Annotated in this window: 19 protein-coding genes and 1 tRNA gene; 10 read left to right on the top strand and 10 right to left on the bottom strand. The window is 68.2% G+C overall.

Translation table 11 applies throughout. From position 1 onward, the window contains the following. Positions 1-146: 146 nt before the first annotated feature. Positions 147-611: an NUDIX hydrolase gene (locus R5O87_RS21110; protein ID WP_410553907.1), complete on the bottom strand. Its 465-nt coding sequence runs from the start codon at positions 609-611 to the stop codon at positions 147-149. A 56-nt stretch (positions 612-667) separates the two neighbouring features. Here R5O87_RS21110 and R5O87_RS21105 point away from each other — a divergent pair, with 56 nt between their 5' ends. Next, a complete protein-coding gene (locus tag R5O87_RS21105) occupies positions 668-1726 on the top strand; it encodes a pirin family protein (protein ID WP_410553906.1) in 1059 nt (352 codons plus the stop codon). A gap of 6 nt (positions 1727-1732) precedes the next feature. Here R5O87_RS21105 and R5O87_RS21100 read toward each other — a convergent pair whose 3' ends face one another. After that, on the bottom strand, positions 1733-2605 hold the full coding sequence (locus tag R5O87_RS21100) for an N-acetylglucosamine kinase (RefSeq protein ID WP_410554090.1): 873 nt from the start codon (positions 2603-2605) through the stop codon (positions 1733-1735). 180 nt (positions 2606-2785) lie between these two features. On the opposite strand from R5O87_RS21100, the gene R5O87_RS21095 reads away from it, so the two are divergent. Continuing rightward, complete coding sequence (locus R5O87_RS21095) at positions 2786-3817, top strand: nitronate monooxygenase (protein ID WP_410553905.1); 1032 nt, start codon at positions 2786-2788, stop codon at positions 3815-3817. Positions 3818-3868: 51 nt separating this feature from the next. Here R5O87_RS21095 and R5O87_RS21090 read toward each other — a convergent pair whose 3' ends face one another. Further along, positions 3869-4855 (bottom strand): LysR family transcriptional regulator, encoded by a 987-nt coding sequence (locus R5O87_RS21090; protein ID WP_410554089.1) that lies wholly within the window; start codon positions 4853-4855, stop codon positions 3869-3871. 89 nt (positions 4856-4944) lie between these two features. On the opposite strand from R5O87_RS21090, the gene R5O87_RS21085 reads away from it, so the two are divergent. Beyond that, positions 4945-6246 (top strand): MFS transporter, encoded by a 1302-nt coding sequence (locus R5O87_RS21085; protein WP_410553904.1) that lies wholly within the window; start codon positions 4945-4947, stop codon positions 6244-6246. A gap of 118 nt (positions 6247-6364) precedes the next feature. Then, on the top strand, positions 6365-6874 hold the full coding sequence (locus R5O87_RS21080; protein WP_387097433.1) for an Lrp/AsnC family transcriptional regulator: 510 nt from the start codon (positions 6365-6367) through the stop codon (positions 6872-6874). Between the two features lie 19 nt (positions 6875-6893). On the opposite strand, the gene R5O87_RS21075 is transcribed toward R5O87_RS21080, so the two are convergent. From R5O87_RS21075 to R5O87_RS21065, 3 genes are all read right to left on the bottom strand, one after another. Next, positions 6894-7130: a 2-nitropropane dioxygenase gene (locus tag R5O87_RS21075; protein WP_410553903.1), complete on the bottom strand. Its 237-nt coding sequence runs from the start codon at positions 7128-7130 to the stop codon at positions 6894-6896. Continuing rightward, complete coding sequence (locus R5O87_RS21070) at positions 7127-7846, bottom strand: ArsR/SmtB family transcription factor (protein ID WP_410553902.1); 720 nt, start codon at positions 7844-7846, stop codon at positions 7127-7129. The genes R5O87_RS21075 and R5O87_RS21070 overlap by 4 nt, the downstream gene beginning before the upstream one ends. A 159-nt stretch (positions 7847-8005) precedes the next feature. Beyond that, a complete protein-coding gene (locus R5O87_RS21065; protein WP_410553901.1) occupies positions 8006-9241 on the bottom strand; it encodes an MFS transporter in 1236 nt (411 codons plus the stop codon). A gap of 174 nt (positions 9242-9415) precedes the next feature. Here R5O87_RS21065 and R5O87_RS21060 point away from each other — a divergent pair, with 174 nt between their 5' ends. The 6 genes from R5O87_RS21060 (at position 9416) to R5O87_RS21035 (ending at position 13281) form a co-directional block, all read left to right on the top strand. Then, the gene (locus R5O87_RS21060; RefSeq protein ID WP_410553900.1) at positions 9416-9946 is read left to right on the top strand and encodes an Lrp/AsnC family transcriptional regulator; all 531 of its coding nucleotides are present in this window, start codon (positions 9416-9418) and stop codon (positions 9944-9946) included. 9 nt (positions 9947-9955) lie between these two features. Continuing rightward, the gene (locus R5O87_RS21055; protein WP_410553899.1) at positions 9956-10381 is read left to right on the top strand and encodes a DUF1761 domain-containing protein; all 426 of its coding nucleotides are present in this window, start codon (positions 9956-9958) and stop codon (positions 10379-10381) included. 97 nt (positions 10382-10478) lie between these two features. After that, positions 10479-11474: a magnesium/cobalt transporter CorA gene (gene corA, locus R5O87_RS21050; RefSeq protein ID WP_410553898.1), complete on the top strand. Its 996-nt coding sequence runs from the start codon at positions 10479-10481 to the stop codon at positions 11472-11474. Beyond that, complete coding sequence (zapE, locus tag R5O87_RS21045; protein ID WP_410553897.1) at positions 11474-11980, top strand: AFG1/ZapE family ATPase; 507 nt, start codon at positions 11474-11476, stop codon at positions 11978-11980. The genes corA and zapE overlap by 1 nt, the downstream gene beginning before the upstream one ends. Positions 11981-12055: 75 nt before the next feature. Next, a complete protein-coding gene (locus R5O87_RS21040) occupies positions 12056-12397 on the top strand; it encodes a hypothetical protein (RefSeq protein WP_331575614.1) in 342 nt (113 codons plus the stop codon). A gap of 482 nt (positions 12398-12879) precedes the next feature. Further along, complete coding sequence (locus tag R5O87_RS21035; RefSeq protein ID WP_410553896.1) at positions 12880-13281, top strand: Hpt domain-containing protein; 402 nt, start codon at positions 12880-12882, stop codon at positions 13279-13281. A 59-nt stretch (positions 13282-13340) separates the two neighbouring features. Here R5O87_RS21035 and R5O87_RS21030 read toward each other — a convergent pair. The 4 genes from R5O87_RS21030 to galU all read right to left on the bottom strand — a co-directional run bounded on the left by R5O87_RS21030 (position 13341) and on the right by galU (position 16263). Next, positions 13341-13413 (bottom strand) — tRNA-Ala (locus R5O87_RS21030). A gap of 213 nt (positions 13414-13626) precedes the next feature. Continuing rightward, positions 13627-14604 (bottom strand): hypothetical protein, encoded by a 978-nt coding sequence (locus R5O87_RS21025; protein WP_410553895.1) that lies wholly within the window; start codon positions 14602-14604, stop codon positions 13627-13629. Between the two features lie 126 nt (positions 14605-14730). Further along, complete coding sequence (locus R5O87_RS21020; RefSeq protein ID WP_387097403.1) at positions 14731-15351, bottom strand: GNAT family N-acetyltransferase; 621 nt, start codon at positions 15349-15351, stop codon at positions 14731-14733. A gap of 6 nt (positions 15352-15357) precedes the next feature. Beyond that, positions 15358-16263, bottom strand: a complete 906-nt coding sequence (gene galU, locus R5O87_RS21015; RefSeq protein WP_410553894.1) for a UTP--glucose-1-phosphate uridylyltransferase GalU — start codon at positions 16261-16263, stop codon at positions 15358-15360. Positions 16264-16266 lie beyond the last annotated feature (3 nt).

Raw genomic sequence — 16266 nt, 5'->3', positions numbered from 1 at the left:
CGACAAGGCGCGGAGCGCGCACGAATTCTGCAATCATCAGGTCCACCTCCCCCGCACGAAGTTCAAATGCCAGACTGGCCGCCGCCGGACAAAATGTCCGGGGACTCCCCCAGAATAGCCAGCCGGGCGCAGGCTGGGTAGGGAATTTACTCTGGAATTGAATCCAGCTTGCCGTTGACCGGCCGCTCCCGGAACAGCCGCAGCGCGGCGTCCACCAGCGAGACCCTGTTGAGCGAGCCGATGTCAGTCAGCGGTATCCACGCGGCGTGCGTGGTGGTGCCGTTCTCTTCGTGGGTGAGTTCCCCGCCCGTCACCCGGGCCTCATAGACCAGCCGGAGCGCCTGGAAGTCGCGTTCCTCCCCGTCCAGCCGCGAGCCCGCCGGCCAGTGCCCGACGTCGATCCCCAGCATGCGTCCGATTTCGGCGTGGTAGCCCGTCTCCTCGAAGACCTCGCGGATGCAGCCGTCCACCGGGTGCTCGGCCAGGTCCAGCCCGCCGCCGGGCAGCGTCCAGCCTTCCTTGCCGTCCTGCTTCCAGTACGCCAGGAGAATGGCGCTGTCACGGATGATCACCGCGTAGGCGGCGGGGCGGGTATCGAAGAGAACGCTCATGGCTCCAGCGTAGCCCCGCGCTATCCGCATGCCGGCGGCCGACCTAAAGTGGGACTGTGACTAATCTGGAGCTCCTCCCGCAGGAGGAAACCTGCCCGCCCGCCGGTCCCGACAGTGGGACGGGTGGCGGACCGTGCCTGCAGCTGTGGCCGGCGCGTGAGGTGCCGCTGGGCGGCGTCCGTGCCATGTCGGTGCTCCGCACCCTGCCCCAGCGCAGCCTGCCCACCGTGGGAGCCTGGTGCTTCCTGGACAGCTTCGGCCCCGACCGGACGGCAATGTCCGTGCTGCCGCACCCGCATACCGGCCTGCAGACCGTGACGTGGCCCCTCGCCGGCCAGATCAGGCACCGGGACAGCGTGGGCAGCGACGTCATTGTCCGCCCGGGTGAGCTGAACATCATGACCGCGGGCCACGGCGTCTCACACTCCGAGTTTGCCGTGCTGCCCGCCTCCGATGCCGGCGGCGCGGACGGGGGCGGCACGCACGACGGCGGTGCCGGGCTTCCGCTGCAGCGCGGGCTGCAGCTGTGGGTCGCGTTGCCGGACGGCGAGCGGAACAGGCCTCCTGCCTTCGAGCAGCACCGCGACCTGCCCACGGTTTCCGGGCCGGGCTTCACGGCCACGGTGATGGTGGGGACCTTCGCCGGCGCTTCCTCGCCGGCCACGATGTACACGCCCATCGTCGGGGCCGACGTCAGCTGCGGCGGCGCTGCCGCCTTCCCGCTTGACCCGGCGTTCGAGCACGCCGTCCTGGTGCTCGACGGCGGCCTGACGGTGGACGGGCAGGAGGTCGGCCCGGGGCCGCTGGGCTACCTCGGGGCCGGGCGGGAGGTCCTGGCGGTGGACGCCCTGCCGGAGACCCGGTTCGTGCTGATCGGCGGCGAGCCCCTCCAGGAGGAGCTCCTGATGTGGTGGAACTTCGTGGGCAGGACGCACGAGGAGGTGGCCCAGGCGCGGGCCGACTGGGAGGCCCAGGCCGAACTGCCCGACGCGGCCGCCGAAGCCGCTAGGTTCGGGCTGGTCCGCGGCCACGGTCCGGATGCGGGCCGCGAGGCGGGCAGGATCCCCGCGCCGCCCTTGCCCGGCGTGAAGCTCAGGCCGCGGACCCGGTCCTGAAGTTCCTCAGGCCTGCTCGCGGACCAGCAGCGGAACACCGAAGACGGGGTCCTGGTCCAGGATCCGCACGTCGCTGACCCCTGCAGCAGCCAGGTGCTTCCGGAACGATTCCTGGAGCCGGACAACGTTCATGCCCAGGCCGCTGCCCAGAATGACCGGCCCGTCCAGCCCCAGCTGCCGGAGAACCTGGGCGGCCATGCCGGCCAGGTCCTTGCCCGCCTGGTCAATCAGGTCGCGGCTCACGCTGTGGCCGGCGTCGGCCGCCTCCACCACGAGCCGGGCCTGCTGGGCCCAGAACCGGCGGCCGGTGTCCGGGGAGTGGAAGAGCGCGATCAGCTTGTTTGGGTCATCCGTGTTGCAGGAATCCAGCAGCGCGCGGGTCAGCTCGTCCGGTTCCTGTCCTTGGTTCATGCGCCGGAGGCTGTGCCGCACTGCCTCCCGGCCCAGCCAGTAACCGCTGCCTTCGTCGCCCAGGAGGTAGCCCCAGCCGCCGGCCCGCGCCTCGCTGCCGCGCCCGTTCGTGCCCCAGGCTGCCGAGCCAGTGCCCGCGATGACTGCGACGCCGGTGCTGGCGCCGCCCGCCGCAAGCAGGAGCCGGGAGTCGTGGACCACGGTGATCCGGGCCTCCGGGGCGTGCGGCTCGATGAGGGCGGCCAGGGCGGCCGCGTCCTCCTCGGTGTCAATGCCGCCGGCCCCGGCGTAGACCTGTGCCACCGGTCCGCTGCCGATTTTGGCGAAAAGCTCCGCGAGATGCGCAGCGGCTTCGGCGCGGCTGACGTTCTGGACGTTGGCGCTTCCCACGCTTTCGTCGGCCACCGGTTCCCCGTGCTCGAACCTGACGCCCCGCGTCTTGGTGCCGCCGATGTCGAGACCGATCACGACGCCGTCGGGCTGGGTGGCACCGGAACCGCCTGCGCCGGACGAAACAGCACCGGACGGGCCAGCGTTCAACGGGGCCGCGTTGGACAAAGTTGCATTGGACGAAGCAGGGGCCGCACCGGATAGGTTGTCAGAGTTAGTCACCTGAACAGATTACTGATTAGCCCCAAGGAGCCGGCCATGCCCCACGCAGAGATCGATACCCGCATCATTGCAGCGCCGATGGCCGGAGGGACGTCCACGCCGGGCTTCGTGTCGGCCGTCCACCGCGCCGGAGGACTGGGCTTTCTCGCCGCGGGCTACAAGAGTGCCGACGCGGTCAGCACGGAGATCCGCGCCTGCCGGGACGCCGGCGTCCGGTTCGGCGTCAACGTTTTTGTGCCCGACCAGGCACAGCTCAACCCCGCCCCTGACGCCGTGGCCATGCTGGAGGCGTACCGGAGCAGCCTCGGCCAGGACGCCGCGCGCTACGGCGTGACCGTTCCGCCCCTGGTGCTTGACGACGACGATGCCTGGCAGGCCAAGATCGACGTCCTGCTGGAGCACCCCGTGGAACTCGTCAGCTTCGCGTTCGGGCTGCCCGATTCCGCTGTTGTCGAGGCGCTCCGGAAGGCGGGGTCCACCGTCCTCGCCACGGTCACCAGCCGCGCCGAGGCCGAGCTGGCAGCCGGCCGCGGCTTCGACGGGCTCGTCGTTCAGCACAGCAGCGCCGGAGCGCACTCCGGCGCCTTCCTGCCCACGGCGCAACCGGGCGCCATGCCGCCGTCGACGGCCGAGCTGATCCGGGAGGTGGCGGCCGCCGTCGGCCTTCCCCTGATCGCAGCCGGCGCGGTGTCCGACGCCGCCGCCGTCAGGTCGGTGATCGCGGCCGGGGCGGTGGCCGCCCAGGTGGGGACGGCACTGCTGCGGACCGACGAAAGCGGCGCGCGTCAGCTGCACAAGGACGCCCTCGGCGATGAGCGTTTCACCGAAACAACACCCACCAGGGCCTTCACCGGGCGCTACGCCCGCGCCCTCGTCAATGACTTCGTCCGCGACCACGGGGACGCCCCCGAAGGCTACCCTGCCATCCACCACCTGACAGCGCCCATCCGCGCGGCCGCGGCCGCCGCCGGTGACCGGGAGCGGCTGAACCTGTGGGCGGGCAGGGGCTGGCGCTCGGCCAGGACCGGACCCGTGGCGGACGCGGTGGGCGCGCTCCTGGACGGCTAGGGCCCGGGTGCCAACGGGCCCGGGTGCCAAGGCCCCGGTGGAAGGGGCCGGTCAGGCGCCCGAGCGGGCCCGGACCAGCCCTGCCAGCAGGCCCGGCCCCTCCTCCAGCACTAGCTCGCGGAAGAGGCGCACGGCGTCCGGTTCGCCCTCCCGCATGCTGCGGCGCTCACGCCAGGCCATCCCGATCTCGCGGTACGCCAGCTCCGATTCCAGCGGAATTTCGACCCAGCCCAGGTCGCCGGTGTCCGCCGTGACGCCGCGTCCCGGGCCGCTGCCGCCCTCGGGCGGAAGGATGCTGACGCCCAGCCCGGCGGACACCAGGCCGCGGGCGGTGTGGGAATCCTGGCTTTCAAAGGCGATCCGCGGCCTGAAGCCGGCCTCCCGGAACAGGGCATCGGTCAGCGAGCGCAGCCCGTAGCCTGATCCGAGCGCAACGAACGGGTCTTTCCGGATCTCGGCCATGCCCACCGACTTCCGGTCCGCCAGCGGGTGACGGTGATGGACCACGAGCCGCAGCGGCTCCCGGTACAGCGCGGCGGAGCCGGTGGACCGGCTGGCGGGTGCCACGGGTGCGGTCAGGGCGAGGTCGGCAGCCCCGGAGGAGAGTTCCGCCAGGCAGCTGTCGCGCGAACCCTGGCTGAGATCGAACTCCGTCTGGGGATGGCGGCTCCGGAACGCGCTGATGAGCAGCGGCAGCGTCGCCTCGCCGAACGTGTGCTGGAAGGTCACAGCGATCCGGCCGCGCACCACCTCCGACTCGTGCCGGACAAGGTCCAGGCCGGCGCGGAACTCAGCGAGCGCCGACTCCACATAGGGCAGCAGCGTCGTGGCGGCAGGGGTCAGCCGCACTCCCCTGCCGTCCCTGACCAGCAGCTCGGTCCCCACCACGGCACTCGCGCGCGCCAGCGCACGGCTGACCGTCGACTGCGGAACGCCCAGCAGCTCTGCGGTTTCGGTGATGTGCTGTGTGCGCCCCAGCTCCGCCAGCAGCGGCAGAACCGGAAGCAGCTGCACCAGCTGCCTGTGCTCGATGTCCAAGGCTTCCTCCGTCAATCAATCCGCCTCAGCATGAATAACCGATAAATCATGCATTGGATGCTAAGTCAGCATAGATCTACGCTGAAGGCATGCCAACGTCCCACCAGCACGCCCCCGGAATCGCGCCGAGCCAGTCCCGGCCGCCGGCAGCTACCGGGTGGAACGGCCACCCAAAGGGATCACAGGCCTACGGCAGGATCCTGGCCGGCCTGGCGTTCGCCGGCGTGGCCACTTTCGCGCAGCTCTATTCCACCCAGGCGGTGCTCCCCGTCATGGCCGCCGAGCTTCGGGTGAGCGCCGCGGAGGCCGCACTGACCATTTCGCTGGCCACTGTGGGCCTCGCCGTCACCGTCATCCCCTGGTCATTCCTCGCGGACCGGATCGGGAGGGTGAAAGCGATGACCTGGGGAATCTGCCTGGCCACGGCCCTGGGACTGCTGGTGCCGCTGGCCACGTCCTTCCCGGTCCTGCTGGGCCTCCGGATGCTGGAGGGCATGGCACTGGGCGGCATTCCGGCCATCGCGATCGCCTACCTCAACGAGGAGATCGACCGGGCGCACGCCGCGGTGGCCGCGGGCAGCTACGTCGCGGGCACCACGCTGGGCGGGCTGGCCGGCAGGCTCGTGGCCGGACCGGCCGGGGAACTGTGGGGGTGGCGTGCCGCCGCGCTCGCCGTCTCCGTGCTGGCCACCGTGGCAGCCGTGCTCTTCCTGGTCCTCATCCCCAAGGCCCGCGGCTTCAGCCCGGCCCGCGGCATAGGCCTCCGCGGTGCTGCCCGGACCCTGTCCGGCCATCTGGCCAACCCGCGGCTGCTGGCACTCTATGTGCAGGCCTTCCTGCTGATGGGCGGCTTCGTGGCCGTATACAACTACCTCGGGTTCCGGCTCTCCGGCGAACCGTTCAGCCTCCCCGCCACGCTCATCAGCCTCATCTTCCTGGCCTACCTGTCGGGGACCGTGACCTCGCGCTGGGCCGGCGCCCTGACGCAGCGTTTCGGCCGGCGCACGGTGCTGCTGGCCGGCATCGCGGTGATGGCGGCAGGCCTGGCCCTCACCCTCACCGAGGTGCTGGCGCTGATACTGGCCGGGCTCATCATTTTCACCGGCGGCTTCTTCGCCGCTCACAGCATCGGCGCAGGCTGGACCGGAGCCATCGCCCAGACCGGCCGGGCCCAGGCAGCGTCGCTGTACAACCTCGCGTACTACCTCGGTTCCAGCATCCTGGGCTGGGCGGGCGGACTGGTGTTCCAGTCCCTCGGCTGGCCGGCGCTGGCTGCCGCCGTCATCGTCCTGGGATGCACGACGGCGTTGATCACCGCCGTCGTGCATCCCACCTCGGGACGCCAGCGGCAGCGGCGCCGGCAGGACACGGCAAGCCTGCAGCATCCCTGAATAATTCGCCGCCGAACCCGGCGGCAAACCTGCAGATATTCGGAAGTGCCGCCCGGTCGTGAATGTCTTGGCCACTTTGGCGCCGGTAAGATGAACGGAGAACACTTCAGGAGGATCCGTGAGCAGCAACCCGAAGAATATTCGGCCGGCGGCGGGGCACGAACCGCTCGACGCCATCGATGAGCGGCTGCTGGCGGCCCTGGTGGACGACGCCCGGATTTCCAACAAGCAGCTGGCGGAACTGGTGGGCATCGCCCCCTCCACCGCGCTCATGCGCACTCGCGCGCTCTCGGACCGGGGCATCATCCAGGGGTTTGAGGCGAAACTGAGCCTTTCGGCGATCGGCCGGTCGGTGCAGGCCCTGATCGCCGTCCGGCTCCGCGCCCACGACCGCGAGCAGATCGACCGGTTCACCTCCCGGGTCCCCAAGCTGCCGGCCGTGCTGTCGACCTTCCACACCTCGGGCTCGGTCGACTATCTGCTGCACATCGCCGTCGCCACCACCGAGGACCTGCGGGACTGGGTTCTGGACAACCTCGCCACCGACCCCGTGGTGGGACACACCGAAACCACGCTGGTGTTCGACCACATGCAGGGCAACCACGGGCCGCTGCCCGAGCAGGACTGACCGGGGCCGGGACTGTCTGTTAGCGGCGGGGAAGCAGCAGGCCCGAGTGCGCCGCGCCGAGAATGTCGCCGCGGAGGAGGGCCAACTCGTCCCGGCGCCGTGCGGCCTCCCGCTGCTGCCGGACGGTTTCCGCCGGAATAACCCGGCGCCGCTCCGCCCATTCCACCAGGCCGGCGCCGATGCGGACGGCCACGGCTTCAAGGACGGAGGCGCGGCGGTAGCCGGAGACGGACTGGTTGACCGATAGAGCACTCATGGCTCTTTCCTTTCGGGACTCGTTGACTGCGTTGTGCTGATGGATTCCGTTTGGGCGGGATTCTGGCTCTCACGCTGTCCGCGGCTGCCTGCGGAGGCGGGGACCCCAAGGATGGGGAAGGCGTTGAAGTGGATCTGGACGGGGCGGGCGCCTTCCTGGTCCCCGTCGGCGCGGATCTCCTCCAGCAGCCGGTAGGAGTAGGCTTCCATGGCCTGTGTGTACGCGCCCAGCTGCTCCTCGTTCATGCGCACGTTGGCGGTGCTGACGGTTGCGGCTTCCAGCCAGTCGCGGTCCAGGGTGTCCGCACCGTGCGCCATGAAATCGGCCAGCACAGCCTGGCGGCGAAGCTCGAACTCCCTGTTAACCAGCCGCGACGCTTCCTGGGTGGCGGGGGAACTGGCAAGCTCGGGTGAGGACACCTCGATGGCGCCCCGGGGGCGCTCCCACCACCGCTCGCGTGCCGTGCCTTTTCCCTCGACCTCCCGGACGAAGTCGTGCTTGGCGAGCTGTCGCAGGTGATAGCTCGTGGAACCGCTGGACTCGCCTAGCAGCTCGCCGAGGCTGCACGCCGTCTGTGCGCCGTACCGGGACAGCATTTCCAGGATCTGGACGCGCAGCGGATGGGCAAGGGCCTTGAGCGAGGCCGGGTCCATTTTCCGGACGGGGTACGGCAGTTCCTGCACGCCGGGGGCTTCGGGGTTGGGCTTGGTGGCCATACGGCAAGGCTACTCTTGCAAAGGTTTCTTTGCAACGGTTATTTTGCAATCAGTTCTTTGCAACTGTTTCTTTGCAAGAAGCTCTTCCGACGACGGCGGGCCACCCGCTCCCGTCGACCGGGCCCGAGTGCAGCTGCCGCCTGCCCGCCTCCGGCGCCGCTACCGCCGGAGGCTGTGGCGCCAGGTGACCGCCGCCAGCAGCCCCGCCGCGCAGGCGCAGGCGGTCACGAATCCGGCGACGGCCGCGTCGAGGCCGTAGGCCGCCGTCGCAAAACCCAGCCCGATCACGGGGACGGCACTTCCGAGGTAGGTGATCACATAGACGGTGCTGATGATCTGAGCGTGCCGGGACGCCTCCACCTTGCCGGCCACGTCGTTGAAGACAGTCCGGAACGCAACGCCCTGCCCGGCGCCGGCAGCCACGCTCGCCGCGACCAGCAGCCACGGGTTGCCGGCTGCAGCCGCGGCGGCGATGAGCGCCACCGCGCCGCCCAGGACGGCCAGCCCCGCCGGGACAGCAAACCTGCTCCGGACGGCGATCAGCTGGCTCAGCGCGGAGGCGCCGAGGGTGAGCCCGGCCAGGAGGCCGATCAGCGGCCGGGAGTCGGTGCCGATGATCTTCGCGAAGTAGCTTGGCGCGAGGGACAGGCAGAAGCCAAAGACGGCAAAGCTGAGGAAGCCGACGGCCGCCGCCAGCCAGAAGGCACCCCGGGCCTCGCTGGACACCGTCGGCCGGCGCGGGGCCAGGGCCTTCAGGGGGCGCGGGCCGGCGGCAGGCTTGATGGCGGGGCGGGCGCGCAGCAGGTAGAGCGGAACCAGCAGGGCCGCCAGGACGATCGAATGGATGAGGTAAGGCGTGGTGGTGGCACCGGGCAGGAGGGAGAGGACCCCGCCGATCGCGGGGCCTGCCGCCACTCCCCCGGCGGACGCCAGCAGGGTGAAACGCGAGGCCCACTCCGGGCGCTCCGGCAGCAGCTCACGCAGGGCCGCCGAGCTCGCCCCCGTGGCCAGAGCCACGGCAATGCCCTGGAGTGCCCGGCCGCCGCACAGACCGGCAAGACTGTCCGCGTTGGCAAAGACCAGGCCGCCCGCGAGCCCCGTCAGTACGGCAAGGAGGAGCGCGGCACGGCGGCCGATGTGGTCCGACCAGTGCCCGGCGAGCATCAGCGTGGCCACGAGGGCCACGACGTAGGCGGCGAACGCGACGGTGATGCCCAGGGAACCGATGCCCAGCCGCACCTGCAGCAGCGGATACAGCGGGGTCGCCAGGTTTGCACCCACCAGGAGTGTGAAAATGACGACGCCGGCCATGGCCAGCCGTGAGGTGGTGGACGCATCCCAGCCCCAGCGGGTGGCCGCAGCCGGACGCATTCGAAGTTCGCTAAAGACGGTCATGCCCGTGCCCTTGCCTGTGTGTCCGGCGAAGCTGCCCCTTGTGGGGGCAGCCCGCGCGGATGGAATCTTGATACCTAAAGAATGCGGCAGGAGTGCGTACCCGGCGCGTCATTCTGTGGGAATATTGAGCAAAACAATCAATCTTTGGCCGGATTCATGAACCGGAGTGACGTTTTGAACATCTTGGACCCCACGGATCTGAAGATCCTGCTCGAGCTGATCCGCGACCCCCGCGTCCAGATCGGCGAGCTGAGCGAAAAGCTAGGCATCGCGCGGAATACTGCGCAGTCACGCGTGCGCCGGATGCTGCGCTCCGGCATCCTGCACGACGGCGGCCGTGAGATCGACCTCGAGGCGGTGGGATACGACGTCGTTGCCTTCGTGACGATTGAGGTGACCCACCGGGAGCTCGACGGCGTGATCGCCGCCTTGCGGCTCATCCCCCAGGTCCTCGAAGTGCACGAGATCTCCGGCAGGGGCGACGTCTGGTGCCGGGTGGTGGCCACGGACACGCAGAACCTCCAGACCGCGCTGCGTTCGATCCTGCGGATCAAGGGCGTGATCCGCACCGAAACCGTACTGGCCCTCCACACGCACATCCCGTACCGGACCGAGCCGCTGATCAGCCGGCTCGTTCAATCGGCAGGAGTTCAGTCCTCAGGTGGCCAGCCGGCTCCGGCGTCTGCGCCGTCCCGGCCGGAATAGGATTCGAGGATGGACTGGCTCTCTTACTTCTTTCAGGTCAACTGGCTTGCGGTGCTTCTTGCCTTCATCGCGAGCATGGCCATCGGCTTCGTCTGGTACCTGCCCGCCGTGCTCGGCAGGCGGTGGATGGAGGCCGTGGGCAAGACCGAAGATGACCTCAGGAACTCCGAGGGCGGTGCCGGGATCTGGGTTCCCATGATGGCTGCCGCGGCCCTGACCGCCATCCTCCTCGCAGTGCTGATCAGCAAGCTCGGACTCGACAGCGCACTGGCGGGCGGATTGTTCGCTTTTGTGCTGGCACTGGTGTTCCGCGTTGGCGGTCACGTAATCCACAACGGCTTCGCCGGACGCCCCGCCGCGGTGACGCTGATCGACTCCGGCCATGATGTCCTTGCTGTGACAGCCGCCGGTGCCATCATCGGCGCACTGTCCTGAGTCAACTCAATGTCCTGAGCCACGGCAATGTCCTGAACCGCCGCAATTCCGCACCGAACGCCATGCCCTGCCCCAGACAGACGGAGACCTGCATACTGTGACCATCATCGACAACGCCGTCTACGTCGACGGGGTCCGCACTGCGGAGCCCGAAAACCTGGAACAGACGTTTGAAACGCTTGGCAGCCACGGCGGAATGGCCTGGATCGGCCTGTACCGGCCCTCGGAAGCCGAGATGGCCGCCGTCGCCGAGGAGTTCGGCCTGCACGACCTCGCCGTCGAGGACGCCATCTCGGCCCATCAGCGGCCAAAGCTGGAGCGCTACGGGGACAGCCTTTTCACTGTGCTGAGGCCGGCCCGGTACCGCGATGACACCGAAACCGTGGAATTCGGGGAGCTCCATATCTTTGTTGGCACGAACTTCGTGGTGACGGTCCGGCATGCCGAGATGTCCGGCGTCGGACAGGTACGCCGCCGCCTGGAGTCCCGGCCGGACCTCCTCCGCCACGGACCGCCGGCGGTACTGTACGCACTGCTGGACCAGGTGGTGGACGACTACGCCCCGGTAGTGGCCGGGCTGGAAAACGACATCGACGAAATCGAGGACCAACTGTTTTCCGGGGACTCCGCGGTGTCCCGCCGCATCTATGAACTCGCCCGCGAGGTCATCCAGTTCCAGCGGGCCATCCATCCGCTGCCGGCCATGATGCAGCAGCTCAACCAGGGATTCGACGACTTCGCTGCCGACGACGAGCTCCAGCACAACCTTCGGGACGTCGAGGACCACGTGGAGCGGGTGATTTCGCGGGCAGATTCATTCCGTGACCTACTGCAGAACGCGCTGACCCTGGACGGCACGCTGACGGCCAACCGGCAGAACGAGGCCAGCGCGCAGCAGAACGAGCAGGTCAAGAAGATCTCGTCCTGGGCGGCCATCTTCTTCGCCCCGTCCTTCGTGGCGGGCGTATACGGCATGAACTTTGACCACATGCCGGAGCTGCACTGGGCCTACGGCTATCCCATGGCGATCCTGCTGATGATCGCCACAGCCGCCCTGATGTATCTCATCTTCAAGCGGAAGGGCTGGCTCTAGTGGCCGGCTTTGACCGGGGCCTGGTCATCACGCCGGGCACGGAACGCCAGCTGGGCGCCTGCGGGCTCTTTCGGCCTTCCCCTTTCCAGCGGGATGAACTGGCTCTGCCCACCGGCGCGCTGCCGGTCAAGGGAGCCGACCCGGACGTGCTGTGGGTGAGCTTTGCCGAGCTGTGCGGCGCGGACAGGACGGCGGCGGACTACCTTCTGCTGGCGGAGCGGTTCCCCGCCTGGGTGGTCGACGGCATACCCTCACCATCTGCAGGGTCCGCGGCCAGCGCGGCTGACTGGCAGCGGTTCCTGGCGTTGCTGGACGTCCTCCGCGGGCAGGACATCACCCCGTTCCTCATCATGCCGGGGCCGCTTGGCAGCCCCCTTGATGAACCGCAGGCCAGCGATCCCGGGGAACTGACCGCCGTCCTGTCGATTATCGGAGAGCGGCTCTCGGAGCTTCGGAGGATCGAGTCGGACGAGCAGCTGGCGGATGAGCAGTCCGCCGGCTGCTAGCGGCGGCCGTAACCCAGCCATCCCGAGCCGGTGGCGTCTGCTTACAATCGATTGACATCAACTACTGAGGGAATCATGAAGAAACTCACTACTGCCCTGCTTGCCGCCGGGTTCATCCTCTCCGCTTCCGCCTGCGCTGCACCGCAGCTCACCACCGCGCAGACCTGTGACCGGATCCGGACGGTCGTCTCGAACCCCACGAACTCCGTGGGGAAGACCGGCATGACCCGCCTGGCCAACCAGATCCGCCCCATCGAGGCAGTGTCCTCGGACGAACTGCAGCCTGCGCTGCGGGCCATCCTGGAATACACGGACGAGTCCGCCAAGGAAACCCCCGACCAGGCCAAGCTCACCGAGCTGAAGGCCGGTTACGAGCAGGCTGGCAGCACCTACAGCAAGTTCTGCGGCGGCCAGTAGCCGCGCCTCTTACACGCCTGGCGGCCACGGACAGGGCACTCCTCCTGCCCCGTGGCCGCCTTTCGTGTTGGCCAAAACGGGCTGGCCAGCCCCAGGCTTGGGAAAACCTTGGGCAGATGGCGTCACACCCCACACCCAGGGGGTGAAAGCGAAGCCCGGCTCTCAGGTAGCTCCGGCCTTTCATAGCGTGCAGCCCGCAGACTGTTTGTGTCCCTGAAGCAGAAGGTAGCCGCGAACCGAAGCTTCAGACTGCCGGGTCCGGACCGCATTCCCCCCATGTACTCCGGACCCGGCGGACAATTACCTGCCACGCCGGGGACCATTGGAACCCGCTGCCGGTAACGCCCAGCTGTACGACCCGGATGAATGCTAACCAACTCTTGATCCGAACCTGCGACGACAGTGTCAGGTTCTTGAGCTGCGTCCCGGACCATTTTGTTGAGAATCGCAGGAAAGCGTGGACAACTGGATGAGGTGGCTGCATGGCGGAGGACCCGGACCCGGGCCAGGACCTTCCGATCCTGGATGACGGTGCGCTGCAGGTCCTTACGGAAGAAGCCGGGGAGGACGCAGCCCGGAAATTCATGGAGGAGTATCTGGTGATGCTTCCCGTGCGGGCGGCCAAGATCTTCAAGGGCCTCACCCGCGGTGATACCGAGACAACCCTGGAGGCCATCATCAGCCTGAGGGTCAGCTCCGGGATGGCCGGCGCGCAGCGTCTGGAGGCCTATTGCGGCAGCCTTGAGAGCGCGCTGAAGCACGGGCACCACCCGGACATGGCAGCAGTGAAGGCAGTGCTGTTCGCCAACATCCGGCAGGTTGTCCGCGAAGCGTCCCGGCGCGGCCATCTGCCGCCCAAGTCACACGGTTCCTCGGGCGCATGAGCCACAGCCGCGCATTCTGCACCAAAAAACACCCCGGTCCGCGGACCGGGGTGTAACTGTGGAGTTAAGGGGATTTGAACCCCTGACCTCTTCGATGCGAACGAAGCGCTCTACCAACTGAGCTATAACCCCGTGGCGCCGATTTCCGGAGGAAATCCGACGCCGGTTTCCCTAGGCTACAAATTTTCTCGCCGGTTTGCCAACCAGGCCTCAAATGTCGTGTCTCCGTAACGCTGTCCGAGCGCCAGATTCTTCCCTTTACGCAGAAATCCGCCCATCGATCCCGGCAGCGGCAGTTCGGTCACGAAGCCTTGGCGCCGGTTATCCGCTTCCACGAACGTCCGGTTATGCGCGGCGGCGCTGCAGGACGTCGTCGAGGTTGCTCAGCGCGCTCTGGGCCTTGGTCAGCGGCTTGGCGGGGACGGCATTCGGGGAGGCCACGGGAGGTGCGGCTGCGGGGCCCTGCTTGAGTGAGGGCTTGCCCACGGACTTGGGGGCCTCGGGCAGCGCCAGCGGTTCGGGTGCCGGGCGTTCGGCCTTGGCCGCTTCAACGTAGGTCGGCTTGGGAACTTCCACCGGATCCCAGCTGGAATCCGGCGAGGCCGTCGGACCCTGCACCGGGGCCGCGGCGCTTTCGTCGCCGGCCGCAAGGGCAACTGCCAGTGCCGCTTCGCGGAGTTCCACTGCCGTCAGGGGCTTGGGCTTCGACGCTTCTGCCTCGGCATCGAACAGTGCATTTTCCCGGGGCTTAACAGGCTCGGCGGCGGGCGCAGGCTCCGCGGGGCGCCCGGCGGCGGACTCCCGGCCGGCGGGTGAGCCCATGGCAGCCCTGAAGGCGGCGCTGACTTTCCTGCGGCGGTCGCGGACGGCCAGGCGCCGCAACACCACGACGGCGCCAGCACCGGTCAGGAAGGCCACGGCCGGAACCCAGGGGTTGCCGAGCCCAAAGAGCCGCAGGACTCCGACCACGATGGCCGTCACGAAGGACAGCAGCCCAACGAATGCGATGGCCGTCCGTCCGTACCGGATCCGAAAGGCAGGGGTCCCCTGGGCGGCAGGCCTACTGCCGGACGAAGCCGGGGTGAGGCCTGTTGCTGGTTCGCTGCTCTTCCTGGTGTCCATGCGTTTCTCCTGCTGGGCGGCCATATACACAACCGTCCCGGCTTGCGGGTTTGCAGTTTCGGCGTCGACGCTGTCCAGCGTCAGGTCACCGGCAGCCTGGAACTGATGCCGGCCGTAGCGGAGCACGTAAGGGGCGACCCAAACGATCCAGAGCGCAACTGCAGCCACAAGGATGACTGAGCTGCTAAGGGGGAAGTCCACACACAAAACCGTATGAGGAATGTCGGGGCTCATGTGGCATTCGTCTCGGTGTGTCGCGGCCCAGCTTCAAATCACTGGACTTATGCGTGCAACCCGGCCCTGACCAGCGGCTCTGTCGGTCAGCGGTCAGGCAGGCCGGACCCGGAGCCAGCGGCTGAGGAGCCCTTCGGGAATTTCCTCCGACGTCAGTGCGAAGGAGCGGTGGTCCGCCCATTCCCCGTTGATGTGCAGGAAGCGCGGGCGGTAGCCCTCATCCCTGAAACCGAGCTTTTCCACGACGCGCAGGCTTGGGCCGTTTTCGGGACGGATGTTGATTTCCATCCGGTGCAGGCCCAGGGTCCGGAAACAGTGATCGGTCGCCATCGCCACCGCTGTGGGGGCGATCCCGTGGCCGGCGCGGTCCTGGTCCACCCAGTAGCCGAGCGTCGCCATCATGGCGGATCCCCACACAATGGAGGAGACCGTCAGCTGTCCCACGATGACGGGGTCACGGTGCCCGGGCGTCCACTCCGCGATGACAAAGGGCAGCGCCGTGGCCTGGGCCGCCTGGGTGTTCAGGGACCTGACCATCTGCCGGTAATCGGGCAGCGCCCCGCCCGGGATCGGATTGGACGCCTCCCAGGGCGCCAGCCAGTCGCTGTTGCGGGAACGGACCTCAGTCCATTCCTTCCGGTCCCGGTACCTGATGGGCCGCAGGACAAGGTCCCCGCATTCCAGCGTGACCGGCCAGATGTGGCTGACCCTCATGAAAGGTTATTCGGACAAACGGGCGGCAACCTGCGGAAGCCATTCACGCAGGCCGGGTCCGAGGTCGTCGCTGTCTATGGCGAGCTCCACGCAGGCCTTGAGGTAGCTGAGCTTGTCGCCGGTGTCGTAGCGGCGGCCCCGGAAGACCACGCCGTACACACCGCCGCCTTCACCGTCCCTGCTGGCCAGTTCCTGCAGGGCGTCCGTCAGCTGGATTTCGCCGCCGCGGCCCGGTTCGGTCTTTTCCAGCACATCGAAAACATCGGGGTGGAGGACGTAGCGGCCAATGACGGCCAGGTTGGACGGCGCCTCGTCGACGTCCGGCTTCTCCACCAGCTTGTTGATCTTGACGAAGCCTTCGCCGGCAATTTCGGAGATGTCAGCGCAGCCGTAGGCGCTGATCTGGGACGGCTCCACCTCGATGAGGGCCACCACGGAACCGCCTGTCTTGGCCTGCACGTCGATCATGACGCTCAGGAGCTCGTCGCGGGCATCGATGAGGTCGTCACCGAGGAGAACGGCGAACGGCTCGTAGCCCACGTGCTGGCGCGCACGCAGCACCGCGTGGCCCAGGCCCTTGGGGTCTCCCTGGCGGACGTAGTGGATGTCGCCCAGGTTGCTCGCGGCCTGGATCGATTCCAGCTTGGCGGTGTCGCCCTTGGCCTCCAGCGTCGCTTCGAGGGCCGGGACGCGGTCGAAGTGGTCCTCGAGCGCGCGCTTGTTGCGTCCGGTGATCATCAGGACGTCGCTCAGGCCTACGTTGACGGCCTCCTCGACGACGTACTGGATGGCCGGCTTGTCAACCACCGGCAGCATCTCCTTGGGCATGGCTTTGGTGGCAGGCAGGAACCTGGTGCCGAGCCCAGCAGCGGGGATTACGGCCTTGCGGACTGAACAATTAGTGGTAGTCACTGG

This window comes from Arthrobacter globiformis (assembly GCF_046536215.2).
GTDB lineage: Bacteria > Actinomycetota > Actinomycetes > Actinomycetales > Micrococcaceae > Arthrobacter > Arthrobacter globiformis_E.
This window is presented reverse-complemented; position numbering and strand designations above follow the sequence as displayed.